This is a genomic window from Streptomyces sp. NPDC045967 (assembly GCF_056430495.1).
In genome coordinates this window covers 145,643-163,884 of record NZ_JBWKLE010000014.1, presented here as the reverse complement: position 1 = coordinate 163,884, position 18,242 = coordinate 145,643, and the positions used below count along the sequence as shown (strand labels likewise).

Sequence of the window (18,242 nt, the reverse complement as noted above, 5' to 3'; positions counted from 1 at the left end):
CCGCACCAGGCGGGAGCCGGAGCTCCACCAGAACCCGACTAGGAGTCGACGTGACCCAGAACAACATGGACCAGCAGTCCGCCATCGAGCAGTCCGTCCAGGCCGGCAACGAGCCGGTTGCCCAGGAGAAGGCGTCGATCAGCTCCCGCATCAGCAAGTACGGGAAGTACGACCGCCTCGAGGGCTGAGTTTGAGTCGTGTTCCGGGGTGTGAGTGAAGCACTCACACCCCGGCACGCCTTCACCGGGAGGTTTCCTTGAGCACCGCACAGCCCGTACCGATCAGCCCGGAGCAGTTCCGCAAGGTGTTCGGAGGGGACCTCGGAGACGTCTTCCTCCTGGTCACGTCGCCGGGCGTGCGCAGCGCGCTCACCGTCGAGACCGGCACCGTCCCGGTTCAGGAGTACACCTGGGCCGGCCCCGACTCCCGCGCGGGCCTGATCGCCGAAATGGCCGCCATCCGCGCCTCCGGCCGCCGCGCCTCCGTCCTGTGGATCGCCGACGACGAGTTCGTTCACTTCGACGACGAAGACCTCGTGGGCATGGCCATGGGCGCGTTCTCCAGCTTCTCGGCCCCCTTCTCCGTCGAGACCCTGCGCAACAACCTCCGCGTCGTGTCCGACGTCGACTACGAGCGCGAGCTCGGCATCGAGGAGGAGTTCCTGACCCTCCTCGACCAGGCCGACGACATGCTGTTCCTCGGCCGGGAGTTCGCCACCGAGGCCGTCTTCCAGCACCAGCTCTCCGAGCACTGGTTCTCGCTGCACGGTCCGCTCCTGCCCGGCCAGCAGGTCGTCCTGCCCACCGGTGAGCTCAGCTCGCTGGTCAACGCCTCGGGCGAGTTCGAGCTGCACACCCACTTCACGCTGAACGGCGAGATCACCCTCCAGGGCGCGCCCATCGTCCACCGCGGCGGTCACGAGACCAGCCTCGCCGAGACGGACCGGGTCTACCGCGACCTCGCCTCGATGGCGGACCAGCCGGCGATCATCACGCTGGCCGAGGGCCGCATCACCGCGGTCCGCCCGGCCGTCGCCGGACGCACCCGGTTCGCCGCCAACCTCGAGAAGCTGCTGGCCGAGGACGACCGCTACGCCAAGGTCCACGAGATCGGCTTCGGCACCAACACCAGCTGCGCCCCGCTGCTCCCCGGCAACCACTTCGCCAACGAGCGGCACCCGGGGGTCCACCTGGGGCTGGGCCTGGGCACCTTCACGCAGTACCACATCGACCTGATGAGCACCGCCATCGACGTGCTGATGCGCGGCGTCGACGGCAAGGACGTGGCGCTCTTCCAGGCCCTCGGGGTGGCCCCGGTCGCCGCCGGAGTCTGATCAGACCCGCATCAGTCCGCCGAGAGGGTGTGCCCGGCCGCTTCCAGAGCGGTCCGGGCGCGCTCGTACTTCTCGGCGGGCACGAGGACGAGATCCGCGTCGAACGTCGACGCGGCGAACACGCCGATCCCGGCCCCCGCCAGCGGTACCAGCAGGCCCGCCAGCATGCCGGGCAGGTCCAGCTGGTGGGCGTCGGCCCCGTACAGCCCGCGCCAGGGCCCGCTGACGGACCCGGCGCCGGCCGGCAGGCGCCCGGCGCACACCACGGTGAGCCCGTCCCGGGCGCGGGTGACGGAGGACCACGGCAGGGCCGGCAGCGGGGGCACGGCGGCATCCGGGGGCAGTCGGTGCACCCACAACCGGTCAGGGAGGACGTACAGGTGCTGCGGAACGATGGTGACGGAGAGTTCGGCCATGGGGGCGACCCTACGGCGGCCCGCTACGCCGAACAGGCCGGGTACTGGCTCCCTCGGCTGACCGGCGCCCGCCACGAACCGCTCCTGGAGCCCGAGGCCACCCCGGCGGCCGCCTCCGGCGCCGCCGCGGTCGCCCCCGAAGCCGCCGCCGCCCTGCACGCCATGACCGGCGGCGCCCCCGAGGGCCTGCTCCTGCTCACCGTCGCCGCCGCCCGGATCGCCCTCGCGGGACTCACCGGGCACGGCGCGCAGGGCCGCGTTCCCGTGGTGGTACCGGCCTTCGGCCCGGCCGCGGGACCGGCCGCCGAGGGGCCCGAGTTCGCGCTGCTGGCCCCGCTCGATCCGGCCGCACCCGCGACCGCCTTCCTCGAAGCCCTGCACGCCGAACTGGAGCAGGCCGCCGCCCGCCCGTGGCAGGACCGCGACGCGCTGCGGGCCCGGCTCGACACCGTCACCCCCGGCGCGGGCGCCACCCTCTCCCAGCTCGCCGTCGTCTGCCCGGACCTGTACGGGGACCGCACCCCGCAGCCCCCGGCCGCACTCGTGCTGCGCGTCGAAGGCGCCCCGGACGGCGGCCTGTCGGTCACCGCGCACGGCACGGCCGCGCTCACCGGCGCACTGCCCCGCTGCACGGCCGCCGTGCTCGAAGCGCTCGCCGCCGACCCGCGCCGCAGCGCCGACGCCGTCGACGTGCTGGGCTCCGCACTGCGGGCCGAACTGCTGGACCTCGCCGCCCTGCCCGCCCCCGGGGCCTTCGCGGCCACCACCCTCACCGGGCTCGTCGACGAGGCCGTCCGCCGCACCCCCGACGCCGTCGCCGTCACCGGCGAGGGCCGCACCCTGACCTACCGCGGACTCGCCGAAGAGGCCGCCCGGGCCGCCGCCGCGCTCACCGCGCGCCACGGCATCGGCCCCGGCGACGCGGTGGGCGTACTGGCCCCGCGCGGCGCCGGGCTCGTCACCGCCTTCCTCGCCGTGCTGCGCGCCGGCGCGGCGATCGTCCCCCTCGAACCCCGCCAACCCGCCGCCCGTGTCGCCCTGCTGGCCCGGCTGAGCGGTGCCCGGCTCGTGCTGCGCGTCGAGGGCGTCGGACCGGCCGACGCGGACCTGCCCGTACCGGTGACCACCCTCGCCGGCCTCCTCGCGGAGGAGACGGCCCACGCACCGGCGGACATGGCGGCGGCGGACCGGGCCGAACCCGGCGCCCCCGCGATGATCCTGTTCACCTCCGGATCCACCGGAACGCCGCGGCCCGTCGCCGTGTACCACGACCAGCTGGGCCACAAGGTGATCACCGGGGCCCGCGCGATCGGCATCGACGCCCGGACCCGTACCGCGCTGCTCTCCGCGCTCACCTCCGACGCGACCGCCTTCCAGGTCTTCACCACGCTCTTCGCGGGCGGCACCCTCGTGGCCGTCGGCGATCCCGACCGGCTCGACCCCGACGCGCTGTGGCAGCGGGTGCGCGACGGCGAGGTCAACCTCGTCAACTGCGTGCCCGGGCTCCTCTCCGTCCTGCTGCGCGCCCTGCCCGAGGACGCCGGACTCCCGCTGCGCCACCTCCTGCTGGGCGGCGACACCGTCCCGCGCGGCCTGCTGCCGCGCACCGCCGGACGGCTGCGCATCGGCACCTTCGCCAACCTGTACGGGCCCAGCGAGGCCACCGTCGAGGCCACCATGTTCGTGCGCGAGGGCGCGCTCGTCCAGCGGCTGGACCGGGTGCCCGTCGGCCGGCCCTCGCCCGGCTACGGCGTCTTCGTGGTCACCCCCTCCGGGGAGCTGGCACCGCCCGGCGTCCCGGGCGAGATCCAGATCGCCGGACCGGCCGTCGCCCCCGGCTACCGCGGCGACGCCGAGGCCACCGCCGTCCGCTTCGGGCGCTCCCCGCACGCCGGGGACGCCCGCGTCTTCCGCACGGGCGACCAGGGCCGCTGGAACGCCGAGGGCGAACTGGAGTTCCTGGGCCGCTCCGACGGCCAGGTGCAGGTCTTCGGCACCCGCGTCGAGACCGGCGAGGTCGAGCAGACCCTGATCGGGCACCCGCGCGTGGTGGAGGCGGTGGTCGTGCCCCGCACCGCCGGCGACGGCACCGTGACCCTGCACGCCTGGTACGTGGCCCGCCGCGGCCCCGCCGGCACCCCGGAGCACGCCCCGCTCGAACCGGGGGACCTGGCCGACTGGCTGCGCGAACGGCTGCCCGCACCGATGCTCCCGGCCGCGCTGCACCGGCTCGCCACCCTGCCGCTCACCGTCCACGGCAAGGTGGACCGCGCGGCGCTCCTGGCGCTGCCCACGGCCGCCCGCGGCCTGGTGTGGCAGCCCGCCGACCCGGTGGAACAGCTGGTCCACGACGCCTGGACCGAGGTGCTGGGCCGCCCGCCGCTCACCGCCCACGAGGACTTCTTCCGCGCCGAGGGGCACAGCCTGTCCGCCGTCCAGCTCGTCGCCACGCTCTGCGAGGCCACCGGCCGCCCCGACGCCGCCCGGGTGCACGAGGTGTTCGACCTGCGGACCCCCGCCGCACTGGCCGGCGTGCTGCGCGACCGCGGGGCGCTGCCGCGCGCCCGCGCCGCGGCCGCCCCGGCCCGGGCGGACGGACCCGCCCCCGCCGCCCCGCCGGCCGCGGGCACCTTCCCCGCCTCCAACGCCCAGCGCCGGATGTGGCTGCTGGACCGGCTGGACGAGTCGCCCCTGCCCCCGTACACGATGGTCGAGGCCTACCGGCTGGAGGGCGCCGTCGACGAGCCCCGGCTCGCGGCCGCCGTCGACGCGCTGGTGGCCCGCCACCCCTCCCTGCGCACCGTCCTGCGCCAGACCCCCGCCGGTCTGACCCAGGTCGTCCTCGACCCGCCCGTCGGCGTCCTGCGCACCGAGCGCGGCACCACGCCCGAGGACGCCTTCGCCCGCGCCTGCCGCCACCGCTTCGACCTCGCCGAAGGGCCGCTGGCCGAGGTCCGCTGGCTGCCCGACGGCGAGGCCGGCGGGGTCCTGCTGTTCACCGTGCACCACGCGGTGTGCGACGGCTGGTCCTTCGGCCTGCTCATGCGCGACCTGCTGCGGTCGCTGACCGGCGAGGCCGGTGAGCGGGAGCCCGCTCCCGCCTACACCGAGCACACCGAACGGCTCGCCGCCCGCCTGGCCGGCCCCGCCGGCCAGACCCACCGCGCCTACTGGCGCGAGCGGCTCGCCCGGCTGCCCGAGCCGCTGGAGCTGCCCGCCGACCGCCGCCGCCCGGCCACCCGCAGCGCCGCCGGCGGCACCGTACGCGTCCCCCTCGGCCCCGAACTGGTCCAGGCGCTCGGCGACCTGTGCCGGGAGAGCGCGGCCACCTCCTTCATGGGCTTCACCGCGGCCCTGCGGGTGCTGCTGTGGCGGCTGTGCGCGGAGCCGGACGTCCTGCTGGGCACGGTCGTCGCCGGCCGCCCCGACCGGCGCTCCGCCGAGACGGTCGGACTGTTCGCCAACACCGTCGTCCTGCGCACCCCGGTCGACACCGCCGGCACGTTCCGCGACCTGCTGGCCGCCGTGCGCACCACGGCGCAGGAGGCGATGACGCACCAGGAGTACCCCTTCGAGCAGCTCGTCGAGGACCTGGCGCTGCTCCGCGACCCCAGCCGCAACCCCGTCTTCGACGTGCTCGTCGAGACGGCCCTGGACGACACCGTCCCCGGCGGCGCCGGCCTGGCCGTGCGCCACCTGCCCTTCGAACAGCCCGTCAGCGACTTCGACCTCGCGTTCAGCTTCCGGGACGGCCGCTCGGGTGGCGGGGGCGAGCTGTGGGTCGGCTACACCGACGACCTCTTCGACCGCGACAGCGCCCGGCGCATGGGGGAGCGGCTGGTCCGGCTCCTGACCGGGCTGCTCCGGCGCCCGGACGCCCCGCTCGGCGAGATCGCCCTGCTGCCCGACGCCGAACGCCGGTTCCTGCTCGACGAGGTCAACGACACCGCCGCCCCGTTCCCCGCGGACCGCACCCTGCTGGACCTGGTCGAGGAGCAGACCGCCGCCGGCCCCGACCGGCCCGCCGTCGTGCACGGCGGCACCGTCCTCAGCTTCGCCGAGCTCGACGCGCGCGCCGAGGCCGTCGCCGCGCGCCTGCGGCAGGTGTCCGCCGCGGGCCCCGGAGCGCTGGTGGCCGTGGTCACCGAGCGCACCGAGTGGATGGTGGTCAGCGCACTCGCCGTCCTGAAGACGGGCGCCGCGTTCGTCCCCCTGGACCCGGAGCAGCCCGGCGACCGGCTCGCGTTCGCCCTCGCCGACAGCGGCGCCCTCGCGGTGCTCGCCGACGGCGCCCACCACGCCAGGACCGCCGCCCTCACCGCCCTGCCCGTCGTGGACCCGCGCACCGCCGCGGCGGACGGCGCCGGCGCGGCCGCACTGCCCCCGGCGCCCCGGGCCACCCCGGGCGACCTCGCCTACGTCATCTACACCTCGGGCTCCACCGGCCGCCCCAAGGGCGTCATGATCGAGCACCGCGGCATCGTCAACACCGTCCACTACCGGGCCGGCTACTACGGCTTCGGGCCGGACGCGGCCGTGCTCCAGGTGCCGCCGCTGCACTTCGACAGCGGGGTCAACGACATCTTCTCCGCGCTGGTCGCCGGCACCCGCGTCGTGGTCCTGGGCAAGGACCGGCTCCTCGACGTCGACCACGTGGCCGAGGAGATCGGGCGCAACCGGGTCACGCACATCATGCTGGTCCCCAGCCTCTACCAGCTGATGCTGGAGCGCTGCGCCCCCCGGCTGGTCTCGGTGCGCCAGATCGTCCTGGTCGGCGAACGGCTCCCCGAGGCCCTGGCCGCCCGCCACGCCGAACTGCTCCCCGACACGGTCCTCTACAACGAGTACGGGCCCACCGAGGACAGCGTGTGGACCACCGTCCACCGGATCACCGACCCGGGCGCGGACATCCTGATCGGCCACCCCATCGCCAACAAGACGGTCGACGTCATCGACGCCCACGGCGACCTGGCCCCGATCGGCGTTCCCGGCGAACTGTGCATCTCCGGAGCGGGACTCGCCCGCGGCTATCTCGGCAACCCCGAACTGACGGCCGAGCGGTTCACGCCCCACCCGCTGCGCCCGGGGCGGCTCATGTACCGCACGGGCGACCGCGCCGCCCGACGGCCCGACGGCAACCTGCTCTTCCTCGGCCGCATCGACGACCAGGTCAAGATCCGCGGCCAGCGGGTCGAGCCGGGCGAGGTGGCGGCCGTGCTGGCCGGGCACCCGGACGTACGCCGCTGCGCGGTCCTGGCGCTGCCCGACGAGCGCGGCGAACTCGGCCTGGTCGCCTATGTGGTGGGCTCGGCCGACGCGAGCGCCCTGCGGGCCCACCTCGCCGAGCGGCTGCCCGCCGCGATGGTGCCCGCGACGTACGTGGAGATCGCCGAGCTGCCGCTGAACCCGAACGGCAAGCTCGACCGCCGCGCGCTGCCGGCCCCGCCCCGCGAACAGGCGGCGCCGAGCCCGGACCTCAGCCCCACCGAGCAGCGGGTGGCGAAGGTCTGGACGCGGGTGCTCGCCGTGCCGGTCACCGACCCGGACACCGACCTGTTCTCCGTCGGCGGGCACAGCCTGACCGCGGCCCGGCTCGCGGCCGCCCTGCAGGAGGAGTTCGGCGTACGGGTCTCGCTGGTCACCGTCTTCCAGCAGCAGACGGTACGGGCCCTCGCGGCCGTCCTCGAGACGGCCGCGACCGGTCCGGCCGCCTCCGGTCCCGCGCAGGCGGCCGCGACCGCCGCGCCCGCCCTGCCCGCCCCGGCCGCCGCGTCCGCCCCGGCCGCGCGGCTCGCGGCGGTCCCCGACGGCGTGGTCCTGCCGCTCTCCCGCGCCCAGCGCCGGGTCTGGATGGCCGCCCGCACCAGCCCCAGCCCCGTCGCCCTCAACATCACCGACGCCGTACGGGCCGGCCGGCCGCTGGACACCGGCCTGCTGCGGGCGGCCGTCACCGCCCTCGCGGAGCGGCACGAGGTGCTGCGCACCCGGGTGGCCATCGTCGACGGCGCCGCCCGGCAGATCGTCATGGACCGGCTGCCCGACGGGCCGCCGCTGACCGTCGTCCCCGTCGGCGCCACCGACGAGGCGGTCGCCGAGGCCGTCACCGCCGCCCACGGCACGCCCTTCACCCTCGCCACCGGGCCGCTGTTCGCCGTCCGGCAGCTCACCGGCCACCCTGGCGGCGACATCCTGGTGATCACCGCCCACCACCTGGTCTACGACGGCGACAGCGCCGCCCTGGTCGCCCGCGACCTGCTCGCGGCCTACGACGCCCTCGCAGCGGGCGCGCGCCCCTGGGACGGCCGCCCCGCCCGCCCGTACCGCGACTGGGTGGCCGAGGAGGCCGCCTGGCTGGAGGGCCCCGAGGCCGCGCGGCAGCGCGCCTACTGGACCAAGACCCTCTCCGGTCCGCTGCCCCGGCTCGACCTGCCCGGAAGCGGGCCGCGCTCCGGCGCCGGCCGCCAGGGCGCGGGAGTGGTCCGGCGCGCCCTGCCCGCCGCCGTGCTGCACGCCGCGGCGGAAGGCGGCGCCGCCACGCCGTTCACCGCCCTGCTCACCGCCTGGGCGCTCGTACTGCACCGCCGCTCCGGCAGCGCCGAAGTGGTCATCGGCTGCCCGGCCGGCGCCCGCGACCGCGCGGAGACGGCCGAGGTCGTCGGCTGCTTCGTCAACGCCCTGCCGGTGCGGCTCGCCCCCGGCGAGGCGCACAGCACCGCCGAACTGCTGACCCAGGTCCGCGACCGGCTCGCCGAGGCCTACGACCACGCCCGCTTCCCCTTCGACACCACGGTCATGGAGATCGCGGAGCGGGCGGCTCCCGGTCGGCGCCCCGTCTACGACGCCGGGCTGAGCTGGGAGACGGCCGAGCGCCAGGGCGACGGACCCGAGTTCCTCCCCGCGGACCCGGCACAGGCCCCGCTCGGCGACGACCTGCGGATCTACGCCAGCGAGCGCGACGGCCGGGTCCTGCTCGAACTCGTCTACGACCGAGCCCTGTTCACCGAGAGCACCGCCCGCCAGCTGGTCGACGACGTGGTCGGCGCACTGCGCTGCCACCCGAACTGGTACCTCGCCGCCGGCCGGACCCCGGACCGGCCCGCCGGGCACCCCGGGACCACCGGCGCCGACGACGCCGACAGACTGCAGACCGCAGGGAGCGTACGGCCATGACCGCAGCACCCCTCAGCCCTCCCCTCACCCGGGACCCGGCCACCGCGGCCACGCCGCTGCGCCCCCGGCTGACCCGCGCAGGCGTCCCCGGGCACACCCGGCGCACCCTGCCCCTGCCCGCCGCCTCCCGCACCGCCCTGCGCGGAGCCGGCGGGCACCCGGTGGACGAACTGGTGCTGCTGTGCGCGGCCGCGGCCCTCGCCCTCGCCGCGGCCGAGGACACCGACACCCCGGCCCTGACGGTCACCGGACCCGCCGGACCCCTCGCCGTCACCGTCGCCACGTCGGCGGCCGGCGGCCGGGACGGGGGCACGGCCGGCGCCCTGCTGCGGCGCGTCCGCGACGAGCTGCTCGCCGCCCGCCCCGCCGGAGCCCGTGCCGGGAGCCTCACCGTCGCCGCGCGGGGCACGGCGCCGGCCGGGGAGGCGCTGCTGCTCACCCTGGAGGGGACCGGTGAGGACCGCCTCCTGCACGCCGACGCGGACACCGCCCGCTGCGAGAGCTGGTTCGCGGACAGCGTGCTGCGCGTCGTCGCCCACCTGCTCGGCCAGCTCGGCGACCCCGGCCGGGAACTCGCCGCGCTCACCCTCGCCGACGCCGCCGACCGCGAGACCGTCAAGGGCTGGGGCACGGCCGGGTTCTGGCCGCCCGCCGCGCCGGCCACCCTGCTGGAGCGCCTGGACCGCGGCCACCTGGCCGGCGGCGGGAGCCTGGCGGCCGTCACCGGCACGGGCGCGCCCGAAGGCCCCGCCGAGCTGAGCCACGCCCAGCTGCGCGCCGAGTCCGTGCGCGCCGCCCGCCGCCTGCACCACGCGTACGGGGTGGGCCGGGGGGACCGGGTCGCGCTGCTCGTCGGCAAGGGCCGCCACGCGCTCACCGCGCTGCTCGGCACCGTCCGGTCCGGCGCCGCCTACGTCCCGCTGGACCCGGCGCAGCCCGAGGAGCGGCTCGCCGCCGTGCTCGCCGACGTCGGCGCCGCCGCCCTGGTGGCCGAACCCGAACACCTCGGCCTGGCCCGCGCGCTGGCCGGGCGCACAGGCATGCGCCTGCTGTCCGCCGCGGACCTCGCCGCGGACACCCCCGACCTGGCCGCCCTACCCGCGGCGGAACCGCAGCCGCCGCGCCCCGAGGACACCGCCTACGTCATCTACACCTCCGGCTCCACCGGCCGGCCCAAGGGCGTCGTCATCCGCCACTCGGCGATCGACGGCTACCTCGCCTGGAAGCACGACTACCACCGGCTGTCCCCCGACACCTGCCTGCTCCAGGTGCCCGCGCTGTCCTTCGACAGCTCCGTGTCCGACGTGTTCTCCGTGCTCGGCGCGGGCGGCGCCCTGGTCCTGGTCGACGGCGTGCGCCGGCTCGACGGGGCCCACCTGCGCGCCCTCGCCGAGCGGTACACGGCCACCCACGTCACGCTCGTGCCCAGCCTGTACGCCGCCGTCCTCGACGAGTTGGCCGCCGCGCGCACCCTGCGCCTGGTCACCGTCGCGGGCGAGGCCATGCCCGGCGAGCTCGTCGCCCGCCACCAGCTCCAGCTGCCGCGCACCCGGCTGGTCAACGAGTACGGGCCCACCGAGAACTCCGTCGGGGCCACCGCCTTCGACTACCCCGCGCACCCCCTGCCCGGTACCCCGATCGGCTGGCCGCTGCCCCACACGGTCGTCGAGGTGCTCGACGGCGCGGACCGGCCGGTGCCCCCCGGCTTCCCCGGCCAGCTGCACTTCTCCGGCCCCGGCCTCGCCGACGGCTACCTGCACCGGCCCGACCTCACCCGGGCGGCCTTCCCCGCCGCCGCGGACGTGCCCGGCGGCCGGCGCTACCGCTCCGGCGACCGCGGCTGGTGGCAGCCGGGCGGCACCCTGCAGTTCCTCGGCCGGACCGACGACCAGGTCAAGATCCGCGGCAACCGGGTCGAGCTGGGCGACGTCGAGGCGGCCCTGGCCGCACTGCCCGCCGTGGACGCGGCCGTCGCCGTGGTCTGCCAAGGCGCCGGCGGACGGCCCTCGCTCGTCGCCTTCGTCACCGGCCCGGCCGCCGAGACCCCCGCGGCCGTCCACGCCCACGCGGGCACGGTGCTCCCCGCGGCCCTGGTCCCGGACCGCGTCCTGCCGCTGGACCGGGTGCCGCTCGGCACCAGCGGGAAGATCGACCGGCGGGAGCTGACCGAGCGGGCGCAGGCCGCTGCGCAGGCCGCCGACCCGCTGCCGGCCGCCGACCCGCCGCCGACCGCCGACTCCGGCCCGGCCGCCGCGCCCGCGGCCCCGCAGAGCCTGGAGGAGCGCGTCGGCGCCGTCTTCCGGGAGGTCCTGGGGGTCGAGGAGATCGGCCCCGACGACAACTTCTTCGCCTGCGGCGGTCACAGCCTGCTCGCCGTCGACGTCATCGCCTCCCTGGAACAGCGCCACGGCCTCGTCCTCGGCATCGACGAACTCCTCGACGGCCCCTCGATCCGAGAGGCATGCGCCGCCCTGCGCGGCCGCGGCGCAGAGGACGGCGGACCGCCGGCCGCCGCCGCGCACGAGGACGCGGAGGGCGGGGACCACCCGCTGTCCTGCGCCCAGCGGCAGTTGTGGACCCTCGCCCGGCTCGACGAGGGCGCGGACAGCGTCCACCACCTCACCGACGTCTTCCGGATCGACGGGCCGCTGGACGAACGCCAGGTCGCCCAGGCCCTCGCCGACGAGGCCGCCTGCGCGCCGCTGCTGCGCGCCCGCTTCCTCCTGCGCGACGGCGAACCCCGCCAGCGCTTCGTCTACGGCGACCGGCCGCCGCTCACCGTCCTGTGGCCCGCCCCCGGCACCGACACCGCCGCGATCCTGCGCGACGAGGCCCGGCGCCCCTTCGACCTGGAGCACCAGCCGCCACTGCGCGCCGTGCTGCTGCGGCTCTCCCCGACCCGTGCGCTCCTCGCGCTGACGGTCCACCACATCGCCTGCGACGGCGAGTCCGCCGTCCTGCTGGCCGAGCGCGTCTTCGCCCGGCTGCGGTCGCTGCGCACCGGCGCGGCCGCCCCCCGGCCCGCCGGCGGCAGCTACCTCGCGTACGTCTCCCGGGAGGCCGCCGCCCAGGACGGTCCCGAGGCGGAGCGGGACCGCGCCCACTGGCACGCCCGGCTGGCCGCCCCGCTGCCCTTCCTCCTGCTGCCCGCCGACCGGAGGCACCTCCCAGCGGTGGCCGGGGGAGAGGGCGACGGGGCGCCCGGCGCCGGCGGCTCCAGCCGCCTGGAGCTCTCCGGCCCGGACACCCGGGCCGTGCGGGAGCTGGCGCGCACCCTGGGCACCAGCATGTACGGAACCGGGCTGACCGCCCTGGCCGAACTGCTGCACCGGTTCACGGGCGAGCGGCGGATCCTGGTCGGCACCCCCGTGACCCGCCGCGACGACCCCTCGTACGCGCAGGTCATCGGCCCGTTCCTCAACACGGTGGTACTGGCCTGCGACGTGCCGCCGGACCTCGGCTTCGCCGAGCGTGCCGCCGCCACCCGCACCGCCGTGGCCTCGGCCGTGACCCACCGCGCCCACCCCTTCGAGCGGCTCGTGAACGAGCTGCCGGGGGCCCGCGACGGCGGCCGCACCCCTCTGTTCACGGTCATGTTCACCGCCGACGAGCGCGGCGCGGCCGGCACCGGCGACGGCAGCGGCCTGGACGCCGGGCCGGGGCTCGCCGTACGGCGCGAGCCCCACACCGAGACCGCGGCCGAGTTCGAACTCAGCTTCCACCTCGACAACTCCGGCGAGCTGCTCGAACTCACCGCGGAATACGACACCGCGCTCTTCACCGCCGCCCGCGCCACCCGGCTGCTGCGGCACTGGTCCGACCTGCTGCTGCGCGCCGCCGCCGACCCCGCCCGCACCCCGGCCGGCACACCGCTGCCCGACGCCGAGCGCACGGAGCTGGCCGCGCTGGCCGACCGCTGCGCGGCCTACCCCGGCGCCCGGATCACCGACGCGGCCGGGCGGCCGGTGCCGGTCGGCGTCCCCGGCGACCTGAGCACCGGCGCCGGCGCCACCGGGCTGCGGGCCCACTGGTCGGAGCGCGGCGAGCTGGTACCGCGCGGCCGCGCCGGGCGACTCGTGCCCGACCCGGACCGCCCCGGCGTGCACCTCGACCCGGCCGAGGCCGAACTGCTGCTGCTGGCCCACCCGTCGATCGCCGACGCCGAGGTCCGCCCCGCGGCCCCGGGCGAGCCGGGCCTCCTGACCGCCCACGTCACCCCGCGCCCCGGGCACACCGTCAGCCCCGGCGCGCTGCGCACCCTGCTGCGCCGGGCGCTGCCCCTGCGGCTGACCCCGGGAACGGTCCACGTGACGGCGGAAGCGGGGGAGCGTACCCCGGAGCCGGCGCCGGTCCCGGCGGCGGTGGTGCCGGGCACGCCTGCGGCGGGCGCCGGCGCCGGTCCCGTCGAGCTCGTCGCGCAGGCCGTCGCCGAGGCGCTCGGGCACGAACGGGTCGGACCGGACGCGGACTTCTTCGACCTGGGCGGCGGCTCCCTGGACGCCGTCGCCGTCGCCGCCCGGCTGCGGATCGCGCTCGGCCGGGACGTCTCACCCCGGCTCGTCTTCGACTCCCGCACCCCCGCGGCCATCGCCGAAGCCATCGCGGAAGCCGGCCCCGCACCCGCCGCCCCGGTGGCCGAGGACGGACCGGTCCGCTCGGCGGTCACCGGCCCCGCCCCGCTCAGCACCGAGCAGACCGAGATCTGGCAGGCCCTGCGCGGCGGCGCCGCCCCGGCCGCGTTCGTCGTGTTCGAGGCGCTGCGCGCCACCGGCCGCACCCTCGACCCGCACGCCCTGCGGGAGGCCGTCGAGCACACCGCCGCCCGCCACGACGCCCTCTCCTCCCGGCTCGTCACCACCGACAGCGGACCGCACTGGCAGCCGCTCACCGTGCCCCGCACCGGCTGGGCCGAGGACGACCTGCGCGCCCTCCCCGAGGAGGAGCGGACCGCCGCGCTCGACGCGCTGGCCCAGCGGCACCTGGAGGAGCCCTTCGACCTCCCGGCCGGACTGCTGCTGCGGGCCCGCCTGGTCCGCCTGGCCGACGACGGGCACGTCCTGCTGCTCGCCGTGCACCACATCGCCGTCGACGGCCGCTCCATGGAGCTGCTGGTGGGACAGATCCAGGCTTCTTACGCGGACTTCGCCGCCGGACGCCGGCCCGAGGACCCGGCCGGCGGGCCCCCGCCGCGCCTGGCCGACGTGGCGCGCTGGCAGCGGGAGCGCACCCGGGCCGGCGCGGACGGGCACTGGCGCCGGGCGCTGGCCGCCGGCGGGCCGCCGCGGCTGCCGCTGCCCTACGACCGGCCCCGGCTGGTGCGCGGCGCGCTCATGCCGACGGAACTGCCCTTCGCGTTCCCGGCCCCCGGCACCGGGGCCTTCGGCCGCGCCGACGGCCTGAGCCCGTTCGCGCTCGGCCTGACCGCGCTCGTCGCGGCCCTCGCCGGGGGCGGGAAGGGCGCGGACGGGACCCCGGACGAGGTGTGGCTCGCCACCGTCCTCAGCACCCGCTCCCGGCCCGGCCTCGCCGACGTCGTCGGGCCGCTCACCGGCACCGCCCTGCTGCGGGTGCCGCTCGCGGACACCCGTACCCACCGCGAGTTGGCCCGCGCCGTCGGGCACGCCCTGCTCGCCGCCCACGACGACCCCGCCGCCGCGCTGAGCGCCGTGGCCGCCCTCGCCGAAGGCGGGTTCGGCGTGCACCGGGCCCTGCTCAGCCAGGTCCTGGTGGTCGCCCAGGAGGACGCGCCGCCCGCGCCCGGCGCCCTGTTCACCCCCGACGGCACCATCGCCGCCGCCCGCCCCACGGCCACCGCCTTCGACCTGGTGTGGTCGCTGCGGACCGGTGAGGACGACGCGGACGGCGTCCTCACCTACAAGGGGGAGCTCTTCGACGAGGACTCCGCCCGGGGTCTGGTGGAGCGCACCCGGCAGGCCCTCGAAGCCCTCGTGTCCCACCCCGACGAGCCTTGGAGGCGGCAGCGGTGACCGGCTGGCAGGAGATCCTGGACACGCTCAACGACACGGCCGCACCCGTCCCGGCCGGTGCGGTGGCCGAGGAGCTGGCCCTGCGCGCCGGACCGGTCGCGGACCGGCCGGCCGTGGTCGCCCGCGACCGCACGCTCACCCACGGGCAGCTGCACGCCCTCGCCGAGGCGCTGGCCGTCCGGCTGCGCGCGCACGGCGCGGGGCCCGGCGTGCTGGTGCGGGTCTGCCTGCCGCGCTCCGCCGAACTGGTCGTCGCCGTCCTCGCGGTGCTGCGCGCGGGCGCCGCGTACGTCCCGCTCGACCCGGACCATCCGGCCGAGCGGCTCGCGCAGCTCGTCGAGGGCGCACCCGCGCCGATCACCCTGACCACGGCGGGGTTCGCGCACCTCCTGCCCGCGCCGGGGCTGATGACCCTCGCCCTCGACGAGCTGGGTGAGCCGGGCGGCCTCGCCGCGCGCGCGGACCGCGACCCCGCCGTCGCCGCCCCCGTCGCCGTCCCGCCGCCGTCCGGTCCGCTGCCCGGTCCGTCGGACCTCGCCTACGTCATCCACACCTCCGGTTCCACCGGCCGCCCCAAGGGCGTGGCGATCGAACAGCGCTCCCTGGTGAACCTGCTGGAAGCCACCGCCGTCCCCTTCGGCCTCGGCCCCGGCCGGCGCGTGCTGCAGTTCGCCAGCCCCGCCTTCGACGTTTCGGTGTGGGAGATCCTCGCGCCCCTGTGGGCCGGGGCGGCCGTCGTCGTCTTCGACGAGCCCGTCGCCTCCGCCGAGGCCCTGGCCGCGCTCGTCCGCGAACGCCGCGCCGACACCGTCTTCCTGCTCGCCGCCCTGCTGGCCCAGCTGGACCCGGCCGCCTTCCCGTCCGTGACGACCGTCGTGACCGGCGGTGAGTCCTTCAGCCGGGCGCTGGTGGACCGCTGGGCCCCGGGCCGTGACCTCATCTACGTCTACGGGCCCACCGAGGCGACCGTCTTCCAGTCCTGGCACCGGTGCCCGCCGGGCCTGCCCGGGGAACCGCCCACCATCGGCCGCCCCATGGCCAACCTGCGCTACTCCGTGCGCGACGCCTCCGGGGCGCAGGTCGGCCCCGGGGTGGAGGGCGAGCTGTGGATCGGCGGCATCGGTGTGGGCCGGGGCTACCTGGGCGGTCCCGAGGGGGCCGCGGCCCGGTTCGTACCCGACCCCGCCGACCCCCGGCCGGGTGCGCGGCTCTACCGGACCGGGGACCTGGCCCGCCACCGCCCGGACGGCACCCTGGACTTCCGGGGGCGCGCCGACCGGCAGCTGAAGATCCGCGGTTTCCGCATCGAGCCCGGTGAGGTGGAGGCGGCGCTCGCCGCCCTGCCGGGCATAGCGGCCGCCGCCGTGGTGGTGCCCGAGGGGACGGCGCAGCCGCTGCTCGCCGGATACGTCGTCACCGACGGCCCGCTCCCCGCCGACTGGCGGGCCCGGCTGGCCGACCGGCTGCCCTACTACATGGTCCCGGCGGCGGTGATCCCGGTGGAGCGGATGCCCAGCACCCCCAACGGGAAGATCGACCGCCGGGAGCTGGCCGCCCGTCCGCTGCCGGCGCGGCGGCCGGCCGGGGACGACCCGGGGGAGGCGGCCGCGTCCGCGGCGCCGGCCGCCGGGCCGGTGTCCGGCGCGGACGGCGACCGGGCGGCGGACCGCGTCCGGACCGTACTGCGGGCGCTGTTCGCCGAGGCCCTCGACGGGCCCGTCCGGGACGACGGCGACTTCTTCCTGCTCGGCGGGACCAGCCTCAAGGCCGCCTCGCTGGCCGCGGCGGCGTCCGGGCGGTTGTCCCTGCCGGTGCGGATCCGCGACGTGTTCGACTGCCCGAGCGTCTGCGCCCTGACCGGGCGGCTGGCCCCGCTCGCCGCCCTCGCCGCCCTCACCCCCGCGCCCGGCGACCGCGACGCCGGGTCCGGTCAGGGCGACGGGTCCGGCCCGGGCGCCGGGCGGGCGTCCGCCGTCCAGCGGTGGCTGTGGCTGGAGGACCGCAGCCGGGCGGCCGGGTCGGGCGGCAGCGCCGCCTACCACGTGCCGATGCTGCTGGACTGCCACGGCGCCGCCGATCCGGCCGCGCTGCGCGCCGCGTTCGCCCGGCTCCAGGAGCTCCAGCCCCAGCTGCGCACCGTCTTCCGCGAGGAGCACGGCGAGCCGGTGCCCGGCCCCGCGCCCGTACCCGCGCGCCTGGAGGTCCTCGACCTGCCCGACGAGACCGCGCGCGAGGCCCTCGTCCGCGAGTGGGCCCACCGGCCCTTCGACCTGGCGGCCGGACCGCTGGTGCGCGCGGCCCTGCTGCGCCGCCCCGGGGGCCCGGACCGGCTGCTGGTCGTGCTGCACCACATCGTCGCCGACCAGACCTCGCTCGAGGTGGTCGCCCGCGCACTGGCCGGAGCCGGGGCGGGCCCGGCCGAAGCCGCCCCCGGGCCGGCCGCGACCAGCCCGCACGAGGAGTCGTACGACGATCAACTGACCTACTGGCAGCGGCAATTGACCCCGCTACCGGTCCCCCTTCCGCTGCCCGTGGACCATCCGCGCACCGGCCCGGCCGGCCGCACCACCGCCGTCACCGCCGTCCGCCTCGATCCCGGGGAGCTCGCCGCGCTGGAGCGGCTCGCGCGCGGCCACCGCACCGGCCTGTTCGGCGTCCTGGCCGCCGCCGTGGCCGCCGCCCTGCACGAGGCGACCGGTGCGTCCGACATCAGCCTGGGCACGGCCGTCAGCCGCCGCCCGGCCCTCGGGCCCGCCGACGCGGTGGGCTGCCTGGTCAACACCGTGGTCCTGCGGACGACCGTCCGCGCCGAGACGCCCTGCGCGCAGCTGATCGCGGACGTCGCCGCCCGGACGGTCGGCGCGCTGGACCACGGCGGCCTGCCCTTCAGCGAGCTGGTGCGCGCCCTGGACCCCCCGAGGGCGCGGGGTCGCAACCCGCTCTTCGACGTGTGGGTGACCCTCTGGGACGAGATCGACACCGGGCCCGGCGCGTTGCGGCTGACGGGTGGTCCGATTCCCCTGGACGAAGGCCCCTTCGAGCTCTCGTTCCAGTTCGCCCGCTCCGCGCGCGGCCTGACCCTGCTCCTGCAGTACGACTCCGCCCGCTACGAGCCGGACACGGCACGGGCCCTGGCCGGGAAGGCCGCCCACGCGGCGCGCCGGCTCGCGGCGGCCGATCCGCGGACGCCCGTCGGCGCCCTCACCTCCGAGGCTCCGGCGCCGCAGGCACCCGCCGGGCGGCCGGCGTTCGCGGGCTTCTCCTTCGGCGCCGCCCGGAGCTGAGCTCCCGCCGCGCGAAAGGGCCCCGGCCGGTGTCGGCCGGGGCCCTTCGGGT

Annotated in this window: 6 protein-coding genes; 5 read left to right on the top strand and 1 reads right to left on the bottom strand. The window is 77.5% G+C overall.

Annotation, left to right across the window (positions count from 1 at the left end; translation table 11 throughout):
- Positions 1-50 precede the first annotated feature (50 nt).
- Positions 51-188, top strand: coding sequence for a hypothetical protein (locus AC07FY_RS24565; protein ID WP_479009710.1), 138 nt, complete (start codon positions 51-53; stop codon positions 186-188).
- Positions 189-256: 68 nt separating this feature from the next.
- Positions 257-1,333 (top strand): CgnE/CgnB domain-containing protein, encoded by a 1,077-nt coding sequence (locus tag AC07FY_RS24560; protein WP_479009707.1) that lies wholly within the window; start codon positions 257-259, stop codon positions 1,331-1,333.
- A gap of 11 nt (positions 1,334-1,344) precedes the next feature.
- On the opposite strand, the gene AC07FY_RS24555 is transcribed toward AC07FY_RS24560, so the two are convergent.
- Positions 1,345-1,749: an ACT domain-containing protein gene (locus tag AC07FY_RS24555; RefSeq protein ID WP_479009704.1), complete on the bottom strand. Its 405-nt coding sequence runs from the start codon at positions 1,747-1,749 to the stop codon at positions 1,345-1,347.
- Here AC07FY_RS24555 and AC07FY_RS24550 point away from each other — a divergent pair.
- From AC07FY_RS24550 to AC07FY_RS24540, 3 genes are read left to right on the top strand one after another with little or no spacing between them, the layout of a single operon-like run.
- Positions 1,714-8,919 (top strand): amino acid adenylation domain-containing protein, encoded by a 7,206-nt coding sequence (locus tag AC07FY_RS24550; protein WP_479009701.1) that lies wholly within the window; start codon positions 1,714-1,716, stop codon positions 8,917-8,919. The genes AC07FY_RS24555 and AC07FY_RS24550 overlap by 36 nt on opposite strands.
- Complete coding sequence (locus tag AC07FY_RS24545; protein ID WP_479009698.1) at positions 8,916-14,906, top strand: amino acid adenylation domain-containing protein; 5,991 nt, start codon at positions 8,916-8,918, stop codon at positions 14,904-14,906. Before AC07FY_RS24550 ends, AC07FY_RS24545 begins: the two co-directional genes overlap by 4 nt.
- On the top strand, positions 14,903-18,190 hold the full coding sequence (locus tag AC07FY_RS24540; protein ID WP_479009695.1) for an amino acid adenylation domain-containing protein: 3,288 nt from the start codon (positions 14,903-14,905) through the stop codon (positions 18,188-18,190). The genes AC07FY_RS24545 and AC07FY_RS24540 overlap by 4 nt, the downstream gene beginning before the upstream one ends.
- Positions 18,191-18,242 lie beyond the last annotated feature (52 nt).